Origin of the sequence: Dyadobacter linearis, from assembly GCF_907165045.1 — a bacterium.
GTDB lineage: Bacteria > Bacteroidota > Bacteroidia > Cytophagales > Spirosomataceae > Dyadobacter > Dyadobacter linearis.
Genome location: NZ_CAJRAU010000005.1, coordinates 138485 through 162862, shown reverse-complemented (window position 1 = coordinate 162862; position 24378 = coordinate 138485). Strand labels below are relative to the sequence as shown.

At 44.8% G+C, this 24378-nt stretch carries 22 protein-coding genes; 11 read left to right on the top strand and 11 right to left on the bottom strand.

Annotated features, from left to right (window positions below; translation table 11 throughout):
* The first annotated feature begins 142 nt into the window (after positions 1 to 142).
* From KOD92_RS17660 to KOD92_RS17650, 3 genes are all read left to right on the top strand, one after another.
* On the top strand, positions 143 to 1603 hold the full coding sequence (locus tag KOD92_RS17660) for a TonB-dependent receptor (protein WP_215234919.1): 1461 nt from the start codon (positions 143 to 145) through the stop codon (positions 1601 to 1603).
* Positions 1604 to 1674: 71 nt separating this feature from the next.
* Positions 1675 to 2997 carry an Nramp family divalent metal transporter gene (locus KOD92_RS17655; RefSeq protein WP_215234918.1) on the top strand — a complete coding sequence of 441 codons (1323 nt, stop codon included), beginning with the start codon at positions 1675 to 1677 and terminating at the stop codon, positions 2995 to 2997.
* Between the two features lie 40 nt (positions 2998 to 3037).
* Positions 3038 to 3484, top strand: a complete 447-nt coding sequence (locus KOD92_RS17650; protein WP_229254730.1) for a DUF5618 family protein — start codon at positions 3038 to 3040, stop codon at positions 3482 to 3484.
* 76 nt (positions 3485 to 3560) lie between these two features.
* On the opposite strand, the gene accC is transcribed toward KOD92_RS17650, so the two are convergent.
* The 9 genes from accC to KOD92_RS17605 all read right to left on the bottom strand — a co-directional run bounded on the left by accC (position 3561) and on the right by KOD92_RS17605 (position 10804).
* Positions 3561 to 4904, bottom strand: coding sequence for an acetyl-CoA carboxylase biotin carboxylase subunit (gene accC / locus KOD92_RS17645; RefSeq protein ID WP_215234917.1), 1344 nt, complete (start codon positions 4902 to 4904; stop codon positions 3561 to 3563).
* A gap of 34 nt (positions 4905 to 4938) precedes the next feature.
* Positions 4939 to 5421 carry an acetyl-CoA carboxylase biotin carboxyl carrier protein gene (accB, locus tag KOD92_RS17640; RefSeq protein WP_215234916.1) on the bottom strand — a complete coding sequence of 161 codons (483 nt, stop codon included), beginning with the start codon at positions 5419 to 5421 and terminating at the stop codon, positions 4939 to 4941.
* A 4-nt stretch (positions 5422 to 5425) separates the two neighbouring features.
* Entirely contained in the window at positions 5426 to 5992 is a 567-nt protein-coding gene (gene efp, locus KOD92_RS17635) for an elongation factor P (protein WP_215234915.1), read from the bottom strand.
* Positions 5993 to 6030: 38 nt separating this feature from the next.
* A complete protein-coding gene (locus KOD92_RS17630; protein WP_215234914.1) occupies positions 6031 to 7029 on the bottom strand; it encodes a beta-ketoacyl-ACP synthase III in 999 nt (332 codons plus the stop codon).
* 77 nt (positions 7030 to 7106) lie between these two features.
* Complete coding sequence (gene plsX / locus KOD92_RS17625; protein ID WP_215234913.1) at positions 7107 to 8045, bottom strand: phosphate acyltransferase PlsX; 939 nt, start codon at positions 8043 to 8045, stop codon at positions 7107 to 7109.
* 132 nt (positions 8046 to 8177) lie between these two features.
* Positions 8178 to 8372, bottom strand: coding sequence for a 50S ribosomal protein L32 (rpmF, locus tag KOD92_RS17620; protein ID WP_215234912.1), 195 nt, complete (start codon positions 8370 to 8372; stop codon positions 8178 to 8180).
* A 410-nt stretch (positions 8373 to 8782) separates the two neighbouring features.
* Complete coding sequence (locus KOD92_RS17615) at positions 8783 to 9337, bottom strand: YceD family protein (protein ID WP_229254729.1); 555 nt, start codon at positions 9335 to 9337, stop codon at positions 8783 to 8785.
* Between the two features lie 70 nt (positions 9338 to 9407).
* A complete protein-coding gene (locus KOD92_RS17610) occupies positions 9408 to 10040 on the bottom strand; it encodes a NeuD/PglB/VioB family sugar acetyltransferase (RefSeq protein WP_215234911.1) in 633 nt (210 codons plus the stop codon).
* A gap of 101 nt (positions 10041 to 10141) precedes the next feature.
* Positions 10142 to 10804, bottom strand: coding sequence for a hypothetical protein (locus tag KOD92_RS17605; protein WP_215234910.1), 663 nt, complete (start codon positions 10802 to 10804; stop codon positions 10142 to 10144).
* 108 nt (positions 10805 to 10912) lie between these two features.
* On the opposite strand from KOD92_RS17605, the gene KOD92_RS17600 reads away from it, so the two are divergent.
* Positions 10913 to 12394 (top strand): M61 family metallopeptidase, encoded by a 1482-nt coding sequence (locus KOD92_RS17600; protein WP_215234909.1) that lies wholly within the window; start codon positions 10913 to 10915, stop codon positions 12392 to 12394.
* Positions 12395 to 12404: 10 nt separating this feature from the next.
* Here KOD92_RS17600 and KOD92_RS17595 read toward each other — a convergent pair whose 3' ends face one another.
* Positions 12405 to 13313: a TIGR01777 family oxidoreductase gene (locus tag KOD92_RS17595; protein ID WP_215234908.1), complete on the bottom strand. Its 909-nt coding sequence runs from the start codon at positions 13311 to 13313 to the stop codon at positions 12405 to 12407.
* Between the two features lie 29 nt (positions 13314 to 13342).
* On the bottom strand, positions 13343 to 14158 hold the full coding sequence (locus tag KOD92_RS17590; protein WP_215234907.1) for a lysophospholipid acyltransferase family protein: 816 nt from the start codon (positions 14156 to 14158) through the stop codon (positions 13343 to 13345).
* Between the two features lie 229 nt (positions 14159 to 14387).
* Here KOD92_RS17590 and KOD92_RS17585 point away from each other — a divergent pair, with 229 nt between their 5' ends.
* The 7 genes from KOD92_RS17585 to KOD92_RS17555 all read left to right on the top strand — a co-directional run bounded on the left by KOD92_RS17585 (position 14388) and on the right by KOD92_RS17555 (position 24345).
* Positions 14388 to 15851: a M48 family metalloprotease gene (locus tag KOD92_RS17585; protein WP_229254728.1), complete on the top strand. Its 1464-nt coding sequence runs from the start codon at positions 14388 to 14390 to the stop codon at positions 15849 to 15851.
* A gap of 159 nt (positions 15852 to 16010) precedes the next feature.
* On the top strand, positions 16011 to 16478 hold the full coding sequence (locus KOD92_RS17580; protein ID WP_215234905.1) for a MarR family winged helix-turn-helix transcriptional regulator: 468 nt from the start codon (positions 16011 to 16013) through the stop codon (positions 16476 to 16478).
* Positions 16479 to 16549: 71 nt separating this feature from the next.
* A complete protein-coding gene (locus tag KOD92_RS17575; protein ID WP_310589447.1) occupies positions 16550 to 17890 on the top strand; it encodes a TolC family protein in 1341 nt (446 codons plus the stop codon).
* Positions 17891 to 18024: 134 nt separating this feature from the next.
* On the top strand, positions 18025 to 19077 hold the full coding sequence (locus KOD92_RS17570; RefSeq protein WP_215234904.1) for an efflux RND transporter periplasmic adaptor subunit: 1053 nt from the start codon (positions 18025 to 18027) through the stop codon (positions 19075 to 19077).
* A 25-nt stretch (positions 19078 to 19102) separates the two neighbouring features.
* Positions 19103 to 22228 carry an efflux RND transporter permease subunit gene (locus tag KOD92_RS17565; protein ID WP_215234903.1) on the top strand — a complete coding sequence of 1042 codons (3126 nt, stop codon included), beginning with the start codon at positions 19103 to 19105 and terminating at the stop codon, positions 22226 to 22228.
* Between the two features lie 311 nt (positions 22229 to 22539).
* Entirely contained in the window at positions 22540 to 23331 is a 792-nt protein-coding gene (locus KOD92_RS17560) for a hypothetical protein (protein ID WP_215234902.1), read from the top strand.
* A gap of 270 nt (positions 23332 to 23601) precedes the next feature.
* Complete coding sequence (locus KOD92_RS17555; RefSeq protein WP_215234901.1) at positions 23602 to 24345, top strand: hypothetical protein; 744 nt, start codon at positions 23602 to 23604, stop codon at positions 24343 to 24345.
* The last annotated feature ends 33 nt before the right edge of the window (positions 24346 to 24378 follow it).

Below are 24378 nucleotides of genomic sequence, written 5' to 3'. Positions count from 1 at the left end.
TGGTTTCAAATTCGTCTGTATTTAACAATAATTTATAGAACTTTTCCATTCTGACTGTATATACGAACGAAATGTACTTACTTAATAAGTGTATTTTTTTTATATTTACATATAAGGCCGTTCATCTAATTCAATTTAAGTTATGTACGAAAAGAATCTTGGTACAAAACAAAAGGCGCTCAGAATCAACCTTGATCGCCGGATTTATGGCTCTTTTGCGGAGATTGGAGCAGGGCAGGAAACAGCAGCTTATTTTTTTAAAGCAGGAGGAGCATCGGGGACAGTTGCTAAAACCATGTCAGCTTATGATATGACATTTAGCGACGCAATTTACGGTACGGAAGAGGGAGGAAGGTATGTGGTGGAATCGCGCTTAATGAAAATGCTGAACCGGGAATATAATCTGGTAGAAAAGCGTCTCTCCGAGAAGCGTGGAAGCGATAGTCAGTTCTTTGCATTTGCCAATACCGTAGTCGCCCTCAATTTTCAGAAAACCAACGAATCCCACGGCTGGATCGGACTACAATTCCAGCTGACGCCGCTGGGGCCGACAAATTACGTGGTAGTTCACGTCCGAATGCGCGACGATGAAAATATTTTGCAACAGCAGGCATTGGGTATTATCGGGGTCAACCTCATGTACGGCTGCTTTTTTTATTATAAATCACCCGAAACGCTGTTAATGTCCCTGATGGACGATCTTACGGTCGACCGTATCGAGATCGATATGGTACGGTTTAGCGGTCCTGATTTTGCGAAAGTGGATAACAGGTTAATGAGTCTGCGACTGGTTAAAAACGGTTTTACGGACGCGGCTTTGTTCGGTAGCGACGGCGGGGTTTTGCAGCCTTCGGAAGCTTTGTATAAAAAGCACATTCTGATGATGCGCGGGCGCCTGCGACCTATTACTAATGTACATATCGACCTGATCAGCAATGGGCAAAAGCAATTTTTGGCCGAACCGGATGTAGACGAATCGAAGGTGGTACTGATCTCAGAGCTCACATTGCACAATCTGAAAGCAGGTGACAGGGATATTGATGAAAAAGACTTTTTAGACAGGGTTGATATCCTGTGCTCGCTGGGGCACATGGTAATGATCTCTAATCACCACGAATACTATCGCCTCGTCGCCTACCTTTCGCGCCTTACCAAATTGAAAGCGGGATTGTTGCTGGGTAGTCCGAGTTTGCAGGATATTTTTGAAGAAAAGCATTATGAATTCCTCCCGGGTGGTATTCTGGAATCTTTTGCGACCCTTTTCAGCCGAAAAGTAAAACTGTTTATTTACCCCACATTACAGCCCGACGGATCGGTTTACAGTTGTGCCAATTTTGTGGTACCAGCTCATTTGCAGCCACTTTTCCAATATTTGACGATCAATGACAAGATCGAGGATATCAGGAATTATAACAAGGCACACATGGACATTACAACCGACAGTGTTCTTGAAAAAATTAAACGGGGTGAGCCGGGCTGGGAGAAACTGGTTCCTGAAAACGTAGCACAGATGATCAAGGAAAAATCCCTTTTTGGGCTTCCGAGTGAGGATAATTATGTAGATACCGTGAAGCAGATCCACCAGGCTGTGGGAAATCTTTGATAATTTTTTGCCAAAGATATTTTAGAGTAACCGCAATCAACCTCAGGCTTTTGGAATAAACCATTTGATCAATGGCCCAAATCCTGACTCCTCCTACTACATTTTTCGGCCGGCTCCGCTACCTCGGACCCGGCTTTATTTTGTCCGCTGCCATCGTCGGCTCCGGTGAACTGATCGCAACAACGGCACTGGGCGCCAAAGCGGGCTTTGTGATGTTTTGGATCATTATTCTAAGCTGTCTTGTAAAAGTTGCATTGCAGCTGGAATTCGGTAAGAATGCGATCTATACAGGCACTTTTGTGATGCATAATTTCAATCAGCTCCCGGGTCCAAAGCTCGGAAAAGCGCATTGGAGCATCTGGCTCTGGCTTTCATTGCAGGGATTAAAGTTATTGCAGGTAGGCGGCATTGTAGGCGGTGTCGCGATTGTATTGAAAATGGCGTGGCCGGGAATTTCTGTCAATATCTGGGCGATTATTTCTGTTTTGCTCACTTCACTTTGGGTATATAAAGGAAATTACGGGCCCGTCGAGAAAGGCGCGCTCGTCATGATCATGCTTTTTACTGCTGTTATACTTATTTCGCTGTTTTTACTGCAAGGAACAAAGTATGCAATCCAGTGGCCGCAAGTCAAAACCGGCCTCGAATTCTCGCTGCCGGCTGGCATGGTCGCTGCTGCATTCGGCGCTTTCGGGATTACGGGAGTAGGAGGGGATGAAATTATGTACTACAACTATTGGTGCATCGAAAAGGGTTACGCAGCCTATTCGGGTCCGAATGACGGGAGCAAGGAATGGGCGAATCGGGCGAAAGGCTGGTTTAATGTCATGTACCTGGATGCCGTACTGTCGATGGTTGTGTATACTGTGGTTACTGCTGCATTTTATCTGCTGGGGGCGGCTGTGCTGCATAGCAGTGGCACGGTGCCGGAAGGTTATGAAATGATTGAGGTTTTGTCAAAAATTTTCACCGAAACACTTGGTCCCTGGGCGAAAAACCTGTTTCTGGTAGGTGCCTTTTTCGTGCTGTATTCAACCCTTTTTACTGCTACTGCCAGTTGGGCAAGGGTTTGGGGAGACGCTTTCGGGGTAATCGGCTGGATGAAATTCGATACACCGGAAAATCAGCGCAAAACCATTGGAATTTTCTCCTGGGTATTACCGATGATCTGGTGCGGGCTGTTCCTGTTTTTCCAGGCACCTGTAATGATGGTAATCCTGGGCGGTATCGCAACTTCTATATTACTGATTCTGATCGTTTATGTTTCGCTGGTATTCCGCTTCCGCGAGCTGCCGGCATCGTTGAAACCCTCGCTTTTATATGATATCTTTTTTTGGATCAGCATAGCATCAATCCTGACTGTCAGCGCATACGGGGTTTTGCAGATTTTGTAGTATGCCGAAGATTGTTTAAAGGACTCCTTTTGAAAAGCGCATGAGCATTAGTTCAGGGGCTTTCGTTATATTTATCAGCAAGTATTCACTAACCGTAAATCAGCCGGACACACACATGAATACCTATCCTGAAATTGACAGATACCTTACGAATGCGAAGGAGATCTTAAGTTCTAAAGCTCGCAAAGAAGGAAGTGAGTATAGAGATATCAAGTATGTCCAAATGGCCGCCGGAACTGCTTACAGCGCAACGCTGATGATCGTGGATGAATACCTCAAAAAGAAAGAAGGCGCTAGGTTTACGAAACCAAGAAGTATCGAAGAATATAGAAACAGGCTCAGAAAGTATAATAAGACCCTGCTTTCTTATTTAAATGAGGCGTACGATACACTTCATTTGGCGGGATACTATCATGGAACTCCCTCAGTCAGGACAATCAAAGAAGGAATGGACGCGGCTCAAAAAATGCTTGCAATGTTATCTTGATTTAGTAAGAAACACATAAAAAAAGCGGTCTGTCAGAATTTTCTGACAGACCGCTTTTTCTTATCTACACCTCAATTTAAAGAGACGAAAAGTCAAATGTTTCGAGGTATTTGGTGGTGAAATTTCCTGATTTGAAACCGGGATCATCCATTAGTTTAATATGGAAAGGAATTGTGGTTTTGATGCCTTCTATTACAAATTCCTGCAATGCTCTCTTCATTCTGGTCAATACTTCCTCGCGTGACTGGCCGCTTACGATCAGCTTTGCAATCATCGAATCGTAATTCGGAGGAATGGTGTAACCGCTGTAAACGTGGCTGTCGATCCTTACTCCGTGGCCACCAGGAAAATGCAGATTAGTGATTTTTCCAGGTGCAGGCCGGAATCCGTTCGAAGGATCTTCCGCATTGATACGGCATTCCATTGCAAACAACTTCGGAGTATAGTTCTGTCCCGAAATAGGATAACCCGCAGCTACTTTAATTTGCTCTTTGATCAAGTCAAAATCAGTAACTTCCTCTGTGATAGGGTGCTCAACCTGGATACGGGTATTCATTTCCATGAAATAGAAATCCCCATGTTTGTCGACAAGGAACTCAATCGTTCCCGCGCCTTCGTATCCGATTGACTGTGCACCTTTGATCGCCGCCTCGCCCATTTTCTCCCGTAATTCAGGAGTAATGATCGGTGAAGGCGTTTCTTCTACCAGTTTCTGGTGGCGGCGCTGAATAGAGCAGTCGCGCTCAGAAAGGTGACAAACCTTACCGAACTGATCTCCGATGATCTGGATTTCAATGTGGCGCGGCTCTTCAACGAATTTTTCAAGATATAAACCATCATTTCCAAATGCCGCCGCCGATTCGGTACGCGCATCATGCCAGGCTTTTTCAAATTCGTCGGGCTTGTTGATAATCCGCATTCCGCGGCCACCGCCACCGGCAGTCGCTTTTACAATTACAGGATAGCCAATACCCTCAGCCAATTTTTTACCTTGTTCAACAGATTCCAGCAAACCTTCTGAACCCGGCACGACGGGGACGCCAGCCTGGATCATCGTCGCTTTCGCTGTCGCTTTATCTCCCATTCCATTGATCTGAGCAGCAGTGGCACCAATAAACTTGATACCGTAATCTGCGCAGATCTGTGAGAATTCAGCATTTTCAGACAAGAATCCATAACCCGGGTGAATTGCGTCCGCACCGGTTACTTCTGCCGCTGAAATAATATTTTGTATACTTAGATAAGATTGTCTGCTCGGTGGTGGGCCAATGCAAACTGCCTCGTCGGCAAACCTTACGTGCAGGCTGTCCCTGTCAGCAGTTGAATAAACGGCCACAGTTTTAATGCCCATTTCACGGCAGGTTCTGATAACCCGCAAGGCGATTTCGCCCCGGTTGGCAATGAGTATCTTTTTAAACATAAAATGAAGCTAGTTTTACAGAACGTCCATTGCCTCAGGCAGGCTCCACAATAAATAGTGGCTGGTCAAATTCAACAGGAGTGGCGTTTTCTACCAACACTTTTACAATTTTTCCTGAAATCTCAGATTCGATCTCATTGAAAAGTTTCATGGCTTCAATCACGCAAACTACTTTTCCCGGCTTGATCTCGTCGCCTACACTGGCAAATGCAGGGGTATCCGGGCTTGATGCGCGGTAGAACGTACCGATCATCGGGGATTTAATAGTAATCAGATTCGAAGAAGCAGTTTCGCTCGCTGCAACTGGCTCAGAAGGAGCCGATTGTGTTACAGCTGTGGTAGGTACTGGTGGCGATGTTACCAAAGCCGGAGTTGCGGCCGCTGGTGAATAACTCACCGTAGGCGCAGATCCGTAGCGCTTTACCTTTATTTTTAAATCTGCCGTCTCAATATTTACTTCGTCAAGTCCCGATTGGGCAATGAAGTCAATCAGTTTTTGAATTTCTCTGGTTTCCATCTAGTTATGATTTTACTCTTTCTACGTAATCGTACGTGCGGGTATCAACTTTGATCTTCTGGCCTTCTTCAATAAATAAAGGTACCATAATCCGTGCGCCCGTCTCCACTTCAATCGCTTTCTTAGGAGAGTTGGCTGTATCACCTTTCAAACCTGGCTCCGAGTAAGTTACTTCCAGTTCAACAAACGGAGGCAATTCGCAAAGTAAGGCTGTATCGTTCTCTGTATTAATAAGAATCTCCACTTCCTGACCTTCCTTCATCAGATCCGCGTTTGTTACCAATTTTTCGTCGATCAAAACCTGGTCGAATGTTTCCGCATTCATGAAGTTGAAGCCAACCTCATCTTTATACAAGTACTGAAATTTATGTCTTTCAACGCGAACAGGAATAATACCTGCACCGGAAGAAAAAGTGTTATCCAGCACTTTTCCAGAAGTAAGGCTTTTCAGCTTGGTCCGGACAAATGCATTTCCTTTTCCAGGCTTCACGTGTTGAAACTCGATTACCTGAAAGAGATCATGGTTGAAATTGATCACCAATCCGTTACGCAAATCTGCAGTAGTTGCCATTTTTCAAAAATTAATATAAATGTCGTATTAAGGATAGCCTATTTGGGGTCGTAAGCCCATTTCAAATAAATGGAACCCCAGGTAAATCCGCCGCCGAAAGCCGCGAGTACCAGGTTATCTCCTTTTTTTAATTGTGATTCGTAATCCCACAAACAAAGTGGGATGGTCGCGGCAGTGGTATTGCCATATTTCTGAATATTCATCATGACCTTATCCATGCCTACGCCCATTCTGTTGGCAGTAGCTTCGATGATCCGACGATTGGCCTGATGAGGTACCAGCCAGCTGATATCTGCACCTGTCAGTCCGTTGCGTTCCATGATTTCAGCCGAAACGTCAGCCATATTGGTAACTGCAAATTTAAACACCTGAGCACCATCCTGGAATACAAAATGCTGGCGGTTGTCAATCGTCTCGTGTGTGGGAGGGTAGCGGCTTCCTCCGGCTTTTTGGTTCAGATAAGGATAACCTGCTCCATCAGATTTGATGATCGAGTCAATTACGCCATTTCCTTCGGTATCAGGTTCGAGCAGTACAGCGCCGGCTCCGTCTCCGAAAAGTATGCAGGTCTTCCTGTCGGTATAGTCCACAATCGCGGACATTTTATCACTACCTACAATAATTACCTTCTTATATTTTCCTGTTTCAATAAACTGGGTACCCAGTGTCAAAGCGTAAAGAAAACCCGAGCAGGCGGCCTGGATATCAAAACTCCCGATATTTCGAATGCCGACCATATCACAGATCAGGTTTGCGGTACAAGGGAATATGAAGTCGGGAGTAGTAGTTGCACAAATCAACAAATCGATTTCTGCGGGGCTCGTGTTGGTTTTTTCTAACAAACCTTTCACTGCCTCAGCACCCATATGTGAGCTTCCTAAACCTTCACCTTTCAGAATACGCCTTTCTTTAATACCTGTGCGACTCACAATCCATTCATCATTCGTCGCAACCATTGTTTCCAACTCGGCATTCGTCAAAATATAATCAGGCACATACCCTTGTATTCCTGTTATAGAGGCTTTTATATGGGTCATGATAAAATTAACTATTCAAAATCCGAATAGGTTTTGGTAAAAGAGACAGTTGCTGTTTAATCATAGGTGGTTTCAGACTAACTCAGTGCTTGTAATATATGCAAATATGCTTTGGACTTAACCTGTTTATACGCCCAGCCTATCATATTTCTGATAGCCAAAGGCGATGAAACCCCATGTGCTATCATGACGTTTCCGTTTACTCCTATTATAGAACTGCCTCCGATTGATTCGTAATTTGTCTGGTCGATAAAATCATCCTGAAAACCTCTTTTTTTAGAGATTTCGTACAAGGATTCTCCCAGCTTGAATAATATATTTCCAGTAAAACCATCGGTAACAATTACGTCGGCTTTATTAGTGAAGAGATCTTTCCCTTCTATATTTCCTATAAAGTTAATGCGCTTATTTTGTTTGAGGAGCGGGTAGGTGGCCTGCGAGGTAAGAGAGCCTTTTTGTTCCTCTTCCCCGATATTCATTAAAGCAACCCGGGGACGTTCGATCTGGAAAGTGTATTGGGCGAAAATAGATCCGATTTCACCAAACTGTGCAAGAACCTCTGGCTTGCAATCTGCATTCGCGCCAATATCGAGCATAATCGAATAGCCGCCATCCACCTGTGGAACGAATCCAGCGATGGCCGGTCTTAATATTCCTTCAATTGCCTTGATGCTGAAAAGAGCTCCTACGTGCATCGCACCCGTGTTTCCCGCGCTGCAGAATATGTCAACTTCCTTTTCTTTGAGAAGTTTAAAACCAACACCGATACTGGAGTTCGGTTTTTGAGATAGCGCTTTTGTAGGATGCTCGCCCATCTCAATAACATCTTCTGCGTGAACGACGTCAACATTAGTAGGGGTGAAATTGTGCTGGTTAAATAAGTCCCAGATCACACTCTCACGTCCGATTAAAACGATTCTCGCCTCGGATGGTAGCTCAGAAGAGGCTTGAATAACCCCCTCAACAATTGCTTGTGGAGCTAAATCTCCCCCCATAGCATCTACCGCAATTTTCATTTACACGCTGTTATTTTAGACTAATAAGTTAGAAATCGAAGGTGTAAATTTAGCAGATGTGCCGTAGTAAAAAAGAATTTCGCAACAACTTTTATAGGGTTGTTGCGAAATTGGCATGTTCACAGACTGATACTAAACTGTTTTGGTGTAGTTCTCAACTACAACTTTTCCTCTGTAAACCAGGTTGCCTTCGTGAACGTGGGCACGGTGTAGCTGGTGGATTTCTCCTGTTGAAGAATCAGTGCCAAGTTGCTTTCCTGTAAGGAAGTCATGCGCTCTGCGTGTATCGCGACGTGTTGTAGAATGTCTCCGCTTAGGATGTGCCATGATGCTTTATGTCTAATTGTTTTGTTTTTTCTTTTTAAAAGTCCGTCGGCTGAAGCCGGCGGGAATTGACTGATTATAAATTTCCGTTGGCTTTAGCCGACGGTATCTGGTCTTTCTTTTCTCCGTCGGCTGAAGCCGGCGGTAATTGACTGCTTATAAATTTCCGTTGGCTTTAGCCGACGGTATCTGGGTCTTTCTTTGTGTTCCGTCGGCTGAAGCCGGCGGTAATTGATTGCTTATAAATTTCCGTTGGCTTTAGCCGACGGTACCGGGTCTTTCTTTGTTTTCTCCGTCGGCTAAAGCCGGCGGTAATTGATTGCTTACTGCATTTCCGTTGGCTTCAGCCAACGGTACCGGCTCCTCACGGTACCGGCTCTTCTTTTGCTGAAATACCTGTATCGGATCACTCTTTACTCGCCTTTCAGCTTTTTCAATGCTTCCCAGCGGGGGTCTATTTTTTCTTCTTCACCTGATTCTTCTTCTTCCGTTTCCGCTGATGAATATACCAGTATCACTTCTTCCTCGTCATCTTCCAGATCCAGTTCGTCTTCATCACTCCTTAAATCCGGATGGATCTTTTTAGTAGGAAGCGAGAGCGCTATGAAATCAAATAAATAGCGCGCAACGTTGATCTTATTCGTATTCCTGTTGATCATTTCGATCTCCTCCGTCAGCTCTTCATCGTGATCGCCGAATTTCAAAATAATCCGGTCATCCAAATTGATGGGCTCTTCGAAGGGCTCCAGACTTCGGTCGCAAATTAATGTAACCGCTCCTTCAGTATGGAACTGAAGCTGGATCATAGTGGCTGATTTATTCAGGACAACATGCGTTTTGAAGTGTCCACGCTCTATCAGATCCTGATCCAATTCTTCAAAAAAAGCATCTCCTGACTCCATATCATAGTCATACTGTTTGTCTTCCAAACCGTAAATGTCTATGTTGTATTTACTTAGCTCTTTCACTTTATGCTCTCAAAAAGGAGTGCAAAGGTAATGTGTTTGATATTAATAAAAAAGATGTGACGGAATTTTGTCAAATCTTCTTAGCTGGATTTCCAAAGTAGGTTGCCCCGGCCGGCACGTTCTCGACTACTACGGAGCCTGCTCCAATTCTTGCATTCTTTCCAATTTCAATGCCGGCAACAATAATCACACCGGAACCGATAAAGGCACCATCATTTATAACAACGCGATCATTAATGATTGCGCCAGTTCCGATGGTAACGAAATCACCAACACGAACCGACGTATCCAGCACAGACGCAGTCTGTATCAGACAATGGTGACCAACAACTGTTTTCGCCCCGACGATAACTCTTGCTCCAATAAGATTTCCGTGACCAATCGCAGACATTCCGGAAATCACTGCGGTATCATGAACTGCATTCACGGGCATTGCCTTGTACTCATCAGTCAATGTTTCTACCAGCCTCTCCCGGACTACCTTATCGCCGATCGCCACAAAAGCCTCACATTTGGATCCGAGAATACTCAAATAACCGGTGTCATCTGTGGAACCGAGTACGTTTACATCTCCAAATTCTTTACCATGTAATTCAGTGGTATCGTCGAGCAGGCCGTAGACCAGTACATTATTCCTTCTGAAAATATCGAGGGCCTGGACTCCAAGATCGCCGGCGCCAAAAATTAAAACGGGATTTTCCATAGTTGTAGTTAGTAGAAAGAAAAAGTCTCCATTTGCACGAAGAGTTCAAATGAAGACAAAAATTTTAGGCCAAAAGCCCTTTGAGATAAACTCCTGTAATCCTATAATAAGGTAATGCGGAATACAACCGGACTTCCGTAAGGAGACAGATTCGTAATCGCAGCAGCCGGGCCGGCGGAGTTATCGACCTGGTTGTAATAATTGAAATTGTATAATAGTGTAAAATGAACAGCCTTTGCAATGCGCCCCCCGGTAGGAACAGAATAGGCTGCCCCAAGCATTGGCGACACGATCCATTGCCTTTTCTGGTAATTTCCCACCACATTTAAAGGCTCCACTTCGGCGATCAGGTTGATCGGCTTGATCACATTATACATTAAAAAACCTTTGCCGCCATAATAACTGTAAGCATCAAAATACCGCTGTTTGAAGAACATATAAGTGATTCCAACGCCGCCAACCAGCTTTTCTGTCAGCTCGTAACCGACCATCGGCGACAGGTTGATGTTTGTAAAAGTGCCCAAGCTGAGCCCGAATCCGCCGCCTGCGCGCAGCCTTTCGATAAACGGCAGTTGTTTAAATTCAACTACCGGCTTTTTCTCGGCAACCCTGTTTGTGTCTTTGGGAGTATATTCCTTTGGCTCGCCCGGCGTCTCCCTTCTCAGTGAATCAGGGCGGTAATATTCGTCGTTTTGGGCAAAAAGAGCAGGGCTAATTAGAATAGTAAACAGCAGTGTGCAGCTGAGGAGGATTTTGCTTTTCATCTTAAAATCATTTATTTTATCGTATTGTTAACTGGTAACGACTGAGGCTTAGTTTTTGGTTTATCAGGTTTTCCCGCCCAGGCCCCTCTTATATTATTATACAATTTTATGCATTATCATATCTCGGTAGCCGATCCGCAGTCACACTTTCTTTTAATTACCTACACCATACCAGGCATTACCACCGACTTTATTGAGATTCAACTACCTGCCTGGCGCCCGGGACGTTATGAACTTCAAAATTTTGCCAAAAATATTCAATTTGTTGAAGCTATCTCTGCAACCGGCGATAAACTGCCTATTCACAAAGTAACGAAAGACCGCTGGCAGGTTGGAACCGCAGATCAGAAAGAGGTGAAGATACGCTATTCCTATCATGCCGTAATTCAAAACGCGGGAAGCAGCTATGTGGACGAGGAGCTTTGGTATCTTAATTTCGTCAATTTCTGCATGTATACCGAGGGTCGCATTACCGATCCTTATGAAATAAGTCTTGCATTGCCGGCCGGTTATCAGATTGCCTGTGGGCTACCTTCCGGTGGAGAGAATATATTGGTTGCCAAAGATTTTTATCAGTTGGTTGATAGTCCGTTGCTGGCGTCTCAATCCTTACAAAAGTGTGAATACAACGTTAGAGGAGTGCAATTCAAGATCTGGATGCATGGTAACCTGCGACCCAACTGGCGGCGGATCGAAAGGGATTTTCGTCGGTTTTCGAGGGAACAGATCGCGATGATGGGAGATTTTCCTGAGACTGAATATCATTTTCTGAACCTCATATTACCAACTGCATTTTACCACGGCGTAGAACATCAAAATTCAACGATGATCGTGCTCGGGCCCGATGACGAGGGCGAGGGACTCTATTCTGATCTGCTGGGCGTAAGTTCACACGAGCTTTTTCACACCTGGAATATCATCCGCATTCGCCCGAAAGAGCTTTTGCCTTATGATTTTACCAAAGAAAATTACTTCCGTACCTGCTTCGTGGCGGAAGGTTGCACTACTTATTACGGAGATCTTTTTCTAAGACGCGCGGGCGTTTTTACAGATGAAGGTTATGTGAAAGAATTGCAGGTATATATGAAGCGTCATTTCGAAAATAGCGCACACGCCGCTCAGTCGCTCGCCGAATCTTCTTTCGATCTGTGGCTCGACGGTTACGAAAAAGGTATTCCCGACCGTAAAGTCTCAGTTTATCACAAAGGTGCATTGGTCGCTATGATCCTGGATCTTTATTTAAGAAAAAGGACAAACCACGAACAATCGCTGGACGATGTAATGCGGCTGCTTTGGGTGCGTTTTGGTAAACCGTTTATCGGTTATACCATCGAAGATTATATCAGCATTGTAGAAGAAGTGGCTGGCGAAACGCTCGAATGGTATTGGAAAGAATGCATTTTTACCAACGAGCCGCTGGAAAACCGGCTGAATGAAGCTTTATCATTTGTGGGATTACAAATGTCCGTTTTCAGTAACGGTAATATCCAGTTGAACGTAATGGACGATTTTCGTGGTAAGTTGCAGCGAGACAAGTGGCTGACCACTTCTCAGGTTTTATCGGTTCAGGAGGAAGAAGAGGAGGAATGAAGTTAAAAGTTCACCGCAATATTTCCTCCAAACTACCCTTTAAATCAGGATATTGATATTTAAAATCAGTCTCTTCCTTAATTCTTTTATTGATCAAATAACTGCTGCCCAGTACCACATTGGCCATTTCTCCGAATGCGAGCTTTAATGCAAAAGCGGGTACGTGCGGGGCCCATTGCGGTTTATCGAGTACTTTACAGATCAGTTTTGTGAAATCTTCATTGGTTACTGCTCCTGTGATCGCGTTGTAGGCGCCGTGCCAGGTTTCGTTCTCCATTGCCTGAATGTACATATTGCAGATATCGTCCAGGTGAATCCAGCTCAGCCACTGCTTTCCCGAACCCAGCGGCGCTCCTAGGCCCAACTTCGCAGGCGCAGCGATTTGCTTCAAGGCACCGCCTTCATCACTTAGTATGATTCCCGTTCTTAGTTTTACAGTCCGCACACCGAGCTCAGCGACTGCGTCGGCCGCTTTTTCCCAAACGATAGTCACGTGAGAAAGAAAATCGTTTCCCGGCGGCGAATTTTCCGTGTTCCGCGTTTCGCCACTGTCTTCTCCATAGTAGCTGCTCCCGGAGGCCGATATAAATGCAGCGGGACGAATATTCTTCTCTTTTAATTTTTCTGCAACCAGCTTAATCGTGTCTACCCGGCTGGAAATAATGCTTTTTTTCTGCTCGTCGGTCCAGCGCTTTTCTGCTACGCCCGTACCGGCAAGGTGAACCAGGAAATGCGTATTTTCCAGCGCGCCTTCTTCAATATAATTTTTATCAATATCCCATTGAAAAACTGTCACCGAAGGAACTGACTTCTTGCTGCGGCTCAGGTAGGCCACTTCATAACCTCTCTCCAACAAAAGTTGTGTCAAGCGCTTTCCGATCAGGCCGGTACCGCCTGTGATCAATACTTTTTTTCCCATAAACAGCAAGTAGTAAAATGTGTACCAGGTTAATTTTCAATGGCAGCAAGACCTTCTCCCGGCACTTCCTGTTCAATCGCTTTGGTTACCCGCGCTACCATACTTTCAACCGACTCGTCAGGCAGGAAATGCATGGGAGGCTTAAAATGAACGGTCAGCTTCGTGTTTCTTTTCTTAAACCGTAATCCTTTTTTATCAAATGCGCGCCTGAACCCGTTGATCACGACAGGAACTACAATAGGCTGATGTTCCTTGATTAAATGCGCAGTTCCCTTACGTACAGGGGCATACGGTTTCGTAGTTCCCTGCGGAAAACTGATCACCCAACCGTGTTTTAAGCCCATTCCGATACGGTCTTGAGCAGAGTTGTCGAGCTCTCTTTTTACACTCTCGCCATTTGCCCGCCACGATCTTTCAATTGTGATAGCGCCGCCCATACTGAATAGTTTGGGCAAAATACCTTCTTTCATTGTTTCCGAAGCCGCAACATAATAACACCTGGCGCGAGGCGAAAAGAGGTAGAATGGCGGCCGGATCGTATCCTTGTAGCCCCATTTGGCTGCGCAAAAAATATGGTACAAAGCAATTACATCGGCAAAATAGGTCTGGTGATTGGACAGGAAAAGCACGCCGTGATCAGGCAGGTCGAGGAGCTGGTCGCCGCCAATAATCGTGATTTTATTGACAGCAGTGTATCGGTAAAAAGTAAACCAGCCTAATATAAATACCAGTAATCTTTTGAATATCAGATAATTGCCGAACGGATCTTTTTCGAAAACGCCAAAGAAGTCGAACTTGACGAGCCACCGGGGCAGGAGACTGAATGTTGTCTTTTTCAAATTCATAGTGTAAAAAATAGATACATCAGCGCAGCGGGTTTGTGGACATTAAAGCAACAACTATTATACCAGTGCGGCGTAATTTAAAGAATATGCCGAGTTAAGGGAAATATATTTAAATGCATTCATTACGTTTGGGCCCGGTTCACTTGGCATGATTCTTTATTTAGTGTAATAGCTCAGATTACATTTGACCGACTCCTTTAATAACAATCATTTTTCGAATTGTATGAAAATGAAATTTCACATTACCTTACTTGCCGGCCTGGCAACAGTGAGCTTATTTACCGGATGTTCTAAAAACCCCGTCACAGGAAAGAAGGAAATTATTTTTATGTCAAAGGAAAAGGAGATCGCGCTCGGAGCGGAATCCCATCCTTCTATTGTGGCTACAATGGGTGTTTATGATGATAAAAACCTGCAATCCTTTATTAATGAGAAGGGAAAAGCGATGGCCAACATCTCCCACCGCCCCGATTTACCATACCAATTCTTCATTGTCGACTCTCCGGTAGTGAATGCATTCGCAGTGCCCGGCGGTTACGTATACTTCACAAGGGGTATTATGGCGCACTTTAATAATGAGGCAGAATTCGCAGGTGTACTGGGCCACGAGATCGGTCACATTACGGCACGACATTCCGCCCGGCAGCAAACTTCACAGATTTTCGGTCAGGTAGGATTAATGGCGGGAATGGTGCTTTCGGAAACAGTTCGCGGATTGGCGGAGCAAACGCAACAGGCTTTGGGAATGCTGCTATTGAGTTATAGCCGCGAGCACGAAACCGAATCTGATAAAATCGGTGTGGAGTATTCCAGCAAGATTGGTTACGATGCGAAGGAAATGGCTGATTTCTTTGGTACCCTTAAAAAGATCAGCGACAAATCGGGACAGGCGATTCCGACATTCCAGTCAACTCACCCGGATCCGGGCGACAGGAAGAATAAGGTGGAAAAGCTGGCGACGCAATATCAAACCGAGCATCCTGGCAAGTACAATGTCAACCGCGACACATATCTCCGCAAGATCGACGGCATCATATATGGTACTGATCCAAAACAGGGTTTTGTAGAAAACAACCAGTTTTACCATCCCGAATTGAAATTCCAGTTTCCGGTACCAAGCGGTTGGCAATATGAAAATTCACCTGCTCAGTTTCAAATGGCGCCAAAAGGAGGGAAGTCGATGATGCTTTTTGCAATGGCAGAAGGTAAGTCGCTAGAAGAAGCAGCGCAGACTGTTGTTAAAAATTACGGTTTGCAGGTTTCGGAAAATAATAAAACTACGATTAATGGAAATCCTGCGATTGTAATGATTTCAACGCAGGCAGCTCAAACACAATCAGGTCAGCAAGCCGCTCCAACCCAGAACTCCATTCAGGTAGCGAGCTGGGTAATTCAGTACGGGGGTAATATTTATGTGATTCACGGTGTGGCGCAGGCAGCGAATTTTGCCGGAAACCTTAGTCAGTTCAAGTCAGTAGCGCAAGGTTTTAAATCGGTATCCGACCCCAATATCCTGAACAGACAACCCGAACGTATCCGCATTAAAACAGTGCAGCGCGACGGTTCATTGAAGGATGCACTGAAAGATATTGGCCAGCCAGACAACAAGATGGACGAACTTTCGATCATCAACGGAATGGGCCTTTCGGACAAGGTTACCAAAGGAATGCTGATCAAAACACTAGGGAAGTAATGCATTAAGACATCAAACAATCAATTGCCCCGGACTTCAGTCCGGGGTTTTTTTGTTTATGAGATGTTAAAAACCATTCAGCCTAAATTTTTTGCCATTCAAAAACTATTTCTCAAATAATTTGGTTGATATATCAACACAATTTACATTTGCACCATCATGAATGCTACAATAGATAGATTTTGCGGTTTGAAAGAGGAGATGAAAAACTCTCTTCAGTTTAAACTAGGGCTTGTAACGAAGACGGTTTTCAAGAAAATGAATGCGCAGTTGGTACAGGAAGGTATTCCTGTATTGGCCGAGCAGCTGCCTATCTTAATGGTTGCGTATTTCCAGGAACACGCAATGACCCAGCAGGATATTGCGAATGTACTTCAAAAGGATAAAGCAGGAATCCAGCGTTCAGTGCAGACTTTGCACAAAGACGGGTTTTTGAAGATCGAAAGTGACATTGAGGACAAAAGAAAGAATATGGTATCGCTTACAACCAGTGGGAAATTCGTATGTGAAAGAATTCAGGCGCTGGTAATCGCATTCGACAATCAGGTAATGGGGCATTTTACGGATGAAGAACGCAAGACTTTCATCAGTTACCTGGACAGAGTTGCAGCAGTGATCGAGAAATAAAAAAATTTATATTAATAGTTGATATGTCACCAGTAGACGGGTCAACTAAAAAGGGATTAGCACAACTAATAATGATCAGAACAATGAGAAGTAAATGGATTATCGCAATCCTCGCAATAGCCGCCGCGCTCCCTTCCTCGGCGCAGACTCAATTGAGTCTGAAAGATTGCATTGCGTATGGGATCAAGAATAATGGAAATGTCAAGATTGCGCAATATAAGGAGAGCATTGCAGTGCAGCAGGGTAGGGAAGCACTGGCTGGTTACTTGCCGCAGGTAGCGGGTAGCGGCGCTTTGGATGATAACATCAAGTTGCAGTCTACTGTATTGCCGGGGGCTTTGTTCGGTGGTGAAGATCGCCGCGTTGCATTGGGTACCAAGTATTCGACTAACGTTTCAGCTCAGGCCGATCAGGTGATTTTTGACCAGGCGCTTTTGGTGGGGATTAAGGCAAACAAGCCGAACCTGGCCAATGCGGAACTCAATTCTCAGAAGACGAAAGAGAATATCATTTTCAATGTTACCGACGCATATTATCAGGTTTTCGTGACGCAAGCGCAGATCGACCTTTTGAAAGATAACCTCGAAAAAACGCAGCAGATACTAGGTACCCTGCAATTGCAGCTGGATAACGGGGTGATCAAGAAAGTGGATTTCGACCGCACGCAGGTAAGTTTGAACAATATCAAATCACAACTGACGCTGGCGGAAAGCAATCTGATTTTGTCCCAGAACCAACTAAAATTTGCAATGGGAATGTCGCTTGCCGAGCAGCTTGTACTGACGGACAATCCGCTTGAACAGCCTTTTAAACTGGTAGAACCCGAAAAGTTTGATGCTTCTAACCTGACTGATTTCAAGATCCAGAATATCAATATGGAATTGCAATCGCTGGAAAAAGAGCGGATCAAAGCGGGTTACCTTCCGAAATTGTCTGTTTACGGAAGATATGGTTTGCAGTCGCTGGGACAAAGTCTGGGTGAATCCTGGGGGAACTGGTTCAGTTTTGGCGCAATCGGTGTGAAATTGTCGATCCCGATTTTTGACAGTTTCAGAAGAGACGCGCAATACAAGCAGGCTGATCTGAATCTTTTGACCCAAAATGAACAACTCAAACTGAATGTGCAGAACTACGAGCTGCAAAATAATAATGCTACAACGCAGCTGCAAAAAGCAAAACTGAACCTGGGCAACGACGAAGCCAATGTGACTTTGGCAAAAGAGGTTTACGACGTAACCACATTGCAATACAAAGAAGGCACCGTGACCTTATCCGACCTGCTAAACGCCGAAACTTCATATAAAGAAGCGCAAAGCAACTACATCAACTCGATGCTAAGTTACTACCAAGCCAAACTAGGTCTGGAACAGTCACAGGGCAGCCTGAACAACTTCTATACAGCATTACCGTAAAAGTCATTGGTTGTCATAAAAGTCATTGGTTGTCATTAGTAGTCATTAAGTCATTAGCAACTCAAAACAGAATCATTCAGTCCCGTTCCACGGCGGATTCACTCATTCAATCATTCAGTCATTCAAAATTGATCATGAAAAGGAAAATAATAATAGCCAGCTCCATACTTATAATCGGACTCTTAATCGGGTTCCGTCTGGTAGCGAACAAGTCCAAAATGGACGCGAAGAAAGTAATGCCGGATAACAAAAATGTAACGATTCCGGTGACAGCAGTGGCTGTAAAAGAGGGTAGCACAGATCAGCAGCTGGTTCGTACCGGTAGCCTGATCCCATTTAAGGAAGCCGAAATTATGGCGACCTCTGCGGGTAAGGTGTTATCTGTTAAATATGACCTCGGAAGCTACGTTTCGCAAGGCGCAACGCTTGTAAAAGTGGATAGCAAACTGAAAGAGCTTTCACTGGAAGCAACTGAGTTGAATATCAATAAGTTGAAAAAAGATACGGAACGCTATAACAAGCTTTTGGCAGGGAACGCAGCCACCGAAGTGCAGGTTACAGATACAAAATACAATTACGAGAATGCATTGAACCAGGCCGAGCAGATCAAACAGCAGATCAACGACGCAGTAGTAGCAGCACCGATTAGCGGCCGCGTGATCAAGAAGAACATTGAGCCGGGCGAATTTGTGAATGTAGGAACTTCACTGGGCACTATTCTGGATATGTCACGCCTGAAAGTGCAGGTGATGATCTCTGAAAATGATGTTTATAAATTGAAAGAAGGACAGCATGTTTCGGTAGGTACCAGCATTTTCCCTGATAAAAAGATCGACGGTGTGATCTCTTATATCGCTCCGCAAGGTGACGAATCGCACAACTATCCGGTTGAGATTGTGATCAAGAATTCAAATCAGCTGCGCGCCGGAACATTCGTTTCCGTAGAATTTAAGCAGAAAAGCAGTCAGAATGCATTGCTGATCCCGAGAAGTGCATTGGTTGAAAGTGTGCGTAATCCTTATGTATATGCCGTGGAAAATGGTATTGCAAAACGTCGCAAAATTCAGGTTGGGCGCGAATTGGGGGATAATATCGAGGTTTTGTCGGGATTACAATCAGGCGAAACTGTGATCACAACTGGCCAGATCAACCTGAGCGAAGGTGCGGCGGTTAATGTTACCAAATAGTTTTCATCAATAAAAGAATAAGAAAATGTCAATCACCGAAGTAGCAGTAAAAAGACCGCTCTTCATCATAGTAGTATTCACGGTGTTGATACTATTTGGTGTGATCAGCTATAAACAATTGTCATACAACTTGTTACCAAAGTTCGAGGCCAATGTAGTGAGTGTAATGACGACCTATCGCGGCGCGGCTGCGGATGAAGTCGAAACTAACGTAACCAAACATATCGAGGACGCTGTTTCGGCGATCGAAGGTTTGGACCAGATCAATTCAACTTCTCAGGAAGGCGTTTCGTCTGTGGTTATTCAGTTGAAACAAGGTATAAGCGTCGATCTGGCGCAGCAGGAAGCACAGCGCAAAGTGGAGCAGGTGATTTCACTTTTACCCGATGACGCCGACCGCCCTGTAATCAACAAATTCTCAACTGACGAAATCCCGGTTTTGAGAATGGGGGTTACCGCGAATATGTCGCCGTCGGCACTATATGACCTGATCGACGACAAACTGAAACCGCAACTTTCGAATGTAACCGGTGTTGGTCAGGTGACCATTATCGGTGGTACCGAGCGCCAGATTCAGGTAAATATCAGACAGGATAAATTAAAAGCGTATCGCTTGTCAATAGCACAGGTTTCGGCGGCGATCAACAATGCGAATACTTCGTTTCCGGCAGGTCAGGTGAAAACCCAGGAAGATCAGCTTTCGATTCGGTTTGACGCGAAACTGACTACTGTTGAAAACCTGAGGAATGTGATTGTGGGCCGTAATGCATCGGGCGGACAGGTTTTTCTGAAAGATATTGCCGAAGTATATGACGGTACTGCTGACGCAACCGCGGTAAACCACATTAATGGAAAACCTTCTGTGGCGCTGCAAATTCAGAAACAATCGGACGCCAATGCAGTGGAAGTGAGTAAGCTGACGCAGGAGCGTTTGACTACTTTGGAGAAACAATATGAGTCGGCAGGATTGAAATTCAATATTGCATCCGACCAATCGATCTATACGCTTGCTTCGGCCGATGCTGTTGTATTTGACCTTGGACTGGCGGTACTGATCGTGTCGATCGTGATGCTGATGTTCCTGCACAGCTTCCGTAGCTCCATGTTCATCCTCGTTGCATTGCCTTCGTCAATGATCCCGACGTTCATTATGATGAGCTTACTGGGCTTTTCGCTGAATTTGATGACTTTGATGGCGCTGTCGCTGGTAGTTGGTATCCTGGTCGATGACTCGATCGTAGTCCTGGAAAACATCAACCGCCACATGGAAATGGGCAAGAGCAGATGGAAAGCTGCATTGGATGGTCGTGCTGAGATTGGCTTTACAGCGCTTGCGATCACCTTGGTTGACGTCGTGGTATTCGTGCCGCTTGCGATGACTTCGGGTTTGATCGGTAACATTCTGCGTGAATTCTCCCTGGTAGTTGTATTCTCGACATTGATGAGTTTGTTCGTATCATTTACACTTACCCCACTTCTGGCTTCGCGTTTTGGTAAAATAGAAGTTTTGGATAAAAACACACTTTGGGGTAGACTGAACATTGGTTTTGAGAATTTCCTGGATAGGATTAAAGAGGAATACGGCCGGTTGCTGACCTGGGTATTGGGTCACAAGAGATATGTGTTCCTTGGTTCTCTGGCATTGATCATTGGCTCTATTGCATTGGTACCAGGCGGTTTTATCGGAGCGGCATTTATGCAGCAAAGTGATCGCGGCGAATTGAATGTTTCGCTGGAATTGGCACCTACTGCATCCGTTTATCAGACCAATCAGGTTGCGCAGCGCGTTGAGAAATTGCTTTTGGGAAGAAAAGAAGTGACCAAAGTGTTTACCAATGTAGGGTACAGCAGCACCGGATTAGGAACAACTTCAAGCAGCAATATTGCCGATTTGACTGTTCAATTGGTTGATAAAAAAGAGCGTACTATTTCAGCGGACGATTTTAGCAGTGAAATTCAAAAAGAGATCCTGCAAATCCCTGGCGTGAAAGTGACCGTAGCTCCGACCTCCATCACCGGTAATGCAAACCAGGCACCTATCCAGGTTGCGGTGAAAGGTACTGATATGGCGGTGATCCGTAAAACGGCGGCGCAGGTGAAGGAAATCGTTGCTTCTGTTCCAGGAACTGCCAACGTCGATTACTCTGTGGATGATCCGAAACCGGAAGTAGGGGTGCAGTTGGATCGCGAGAAAATGTCACAACTGGGCATTAATGCGGCCGAGGTAGGTGCTGCATTGCAAACTGCATTCCGGGGCGACGACCGTTCCAAGTTCAAAGAAAATGGTAAGGAATATGATATTATGGTTACGCTGGACCAGTTTAACCGCTCCTCAGCCGACGATATCCGCCATTTGAGTTTTGTAAATAGCTCCGGCCAGGCATTCGAACTGTCGCAGTTCGCAACTGTGAAAGAAGGAATGGGTGAAAGCGTGTTGCAACGTATCGACCGTTTGGGCTCGATCAGTATTAACTCTCAGGTGGTAGGTCGCCCGTCAGGTTCGATCGGTGCTGATATTCAGGCAAAAATGGCAAATTTCAAACTTCCTGAAGGTGTTTTCATCGAATACCGTGGAGACCTGAAAAACCAGGCTGATGCATTTGGAAGTCTTGGACTGGCGCTGGTTCTTGGTATCGTGCTTATTTACCTGATCATGGTAGCGCTTTACGAAAGTACAATTTACCCATTCGTCGTATTGTTCTCGATCCCGGTTGCATTGGTCGGCGCATTGACAGCATTGGCATTAACAATGGAAAGTTTGACAATCTTCTCAATTGTAGGTATGATCATGCTCCTCGGTCTGGTAGCAAAAAATGCGATCCTGATCGTCGATTTCACCAACCAGTTAAAAGAAGAAGGTCATGCATTAAAAGACGCATTGATCGAAGCCGGCAAAGAACGTCTCCGCCCGATCCTGATGACAACCATCGCGATGATCGCGGGTATGCTCCCGATCGCACTGGCCTCTGGCGACGGTGCGGAAGTGAAAAACGGTATGGCTTGGGTAATTATAGGTGGTTTGACGAGCTCGTTATTGCTGACGATATTCCTGGTACCTAGTGTATATTATGTAGTTGATAAGGTAAAAGAGCGTTTTGCAAACCGTAAAAAGAAAAAGCAACAGCGCAGGGAGCTTGTTCTGGAAGCGTAATAAGCTCATTCATTATTATAATCCTCCTCTTACAGACAAATCCCCGAAAGGGGATTTTGTCGTTTCAAGCCTACGTTAATTCTTAGAAATTGAAATAAAAACACATGATAACCAATTCTCATTTAGGAATGCGAATTAACTAGGTATTGATTTCGTAATACCTGCAAATTGCTCGCCTACATAAGTCCACATAGCCAAACGCGTCTTTCCGCAGAATAAATGAACCGCTCCTTGCACTTACTTTTCGCGGTCATATCTTTTGTTTGAACCTTCTTTTGTGGCTGACAAATAATTGTTCAACTACAAATTGTATGAAAATGAAAGTAACAAAACGATTCCCACTGGCACTCGGCCTGGCTGGTGCCTTGCTATTCAGCAGCTGCTCGAAAGAAGATGTAATGACACCGCAGCCAGAAGCAGGAAGTGTAAATGAACATTCTGGCGCGAAGACGAATGCGGGTGAGCTGGCTGCGCTGCCTGCTTTTGCTAATACAATCTCGGGTAATCTAGGTTATGAAAAGTTGCCAATAGATTGGGCCAAACTCGACGGACCACTTACCGACCCTTCCATACCTGTGGGCTTGTCCTCCCGCACATCAGTTTGGGGACTTGAGAACTGGAGCGCATTGATAAATCCAAAATGGGTAAAGCCTCTTCCACCGGTTCCCGGCAACCCAACTGCAAATTCTATGGTGACGGTCACGAGCTATGCTCAAAACCCTGAGCAGACGAAAGAAAGATCGGGCGTATTCACAACGCTAAATAACTTAAAGCCGGGAACAACATATACGGTAACATTTTATGTGGCGAGCACTACTGTTACCGGGCTGGGAAGTAACCAAGCAACATCGATATGCGCAAAATATGCAGAGATCAAGATGTTCAATGTTGACAATGGAAGCTCAACGAACGCTGTCTACTTTTACGGAAAAGAAGCTACGTGGTTGAAAAAGACAATTACATTCAAGGCCAAAGCTAATTCCGCTAAATTTGTCTTCTCAGGTTTGACACAGCTAGGAAACAGGTATTCTTACATCCATCTTTTCGTGGATAGGAATTCACTTAAAGAAATGCACGTTACCCCACAAATGGTAGTACTATAAAATCGTAACTTATTGAACTGATCAGCCGTCTCAGATTTTCTGAGGCGGCTTTTCTTGTTTTTGGAAACTACCTTAAATGCGAGTTATATCGCGAAATGCATTACGCAATAGTTGCTATGCATTGATTACAATTCTTAAATAAAAAACCGCCCCTACGCCGCAGAATAGCTCCAACTGCTCGGTCACTCATTTTCAGCGACTTATTCAATGCATCTCTATTTCATTTGTAGCCAGTGAAAAACAATTGTTCAACTTAAACATTTTAGAAAAATGGATGTAATGAAAAAATTACCGCTTGGATTAGGGCTGGCTTGCATGATGATGCTAGGTAGCTGCTCGAAGGAAAATGTTGTTTCGCCGGAGGCGCAAGTGGGTGGGGTAAATGAGAATTCAGGTCTCAAAACCAATGGCCCATTAGGCGTAGTCCCGATCCTTCAGTCTACCACTGGTACACCAGGATTTAATGTGTATCCAACAGGTTGGGAGAGGCGCACCACCAGCTTTTCTACGGACTTGCAAGCGTTTCCTTCTGGAACATCTAGTTTGACTCATTTGTGGGGTAGCAATCTTTTGCCATGGGCCAAGCCATTGCCGCCGATCCCTGGGATTCAAAACATGTCGTCGATTATTACTGTCAGCACGTCAAGATCAATTTTCGCATATTCGGGCAAAGAATGGTCCGGGGTGACGACGACTATTAAAAATTTGAAGCCAGGCAAACAATACAGTTATACTTTTTACGTAGCAAGTACTGTTCGCAACATCGCGCAAGGACCACTTGTCCCTGCTTATGCAAAGCGAGCATTCGTGAGTACGTCTAACTACACCGGAGGTTCTTTTGTAACATATGTTGAATTGGAAGGCAAACAGGCTGAATGGGTGAAACAGACTGTTACGTTCAAAGCAATTGTGAATGAAGCAACGCTAACATTCTCAGCTTTTGCGTCCGATGAACAAGACTTTGCGTACGCACATTTATTTATTGACCATAACTCATTAAAAGAAGTAAATTAAAAACTTCATTTTAAAATAAAGTAAATGCAAAAT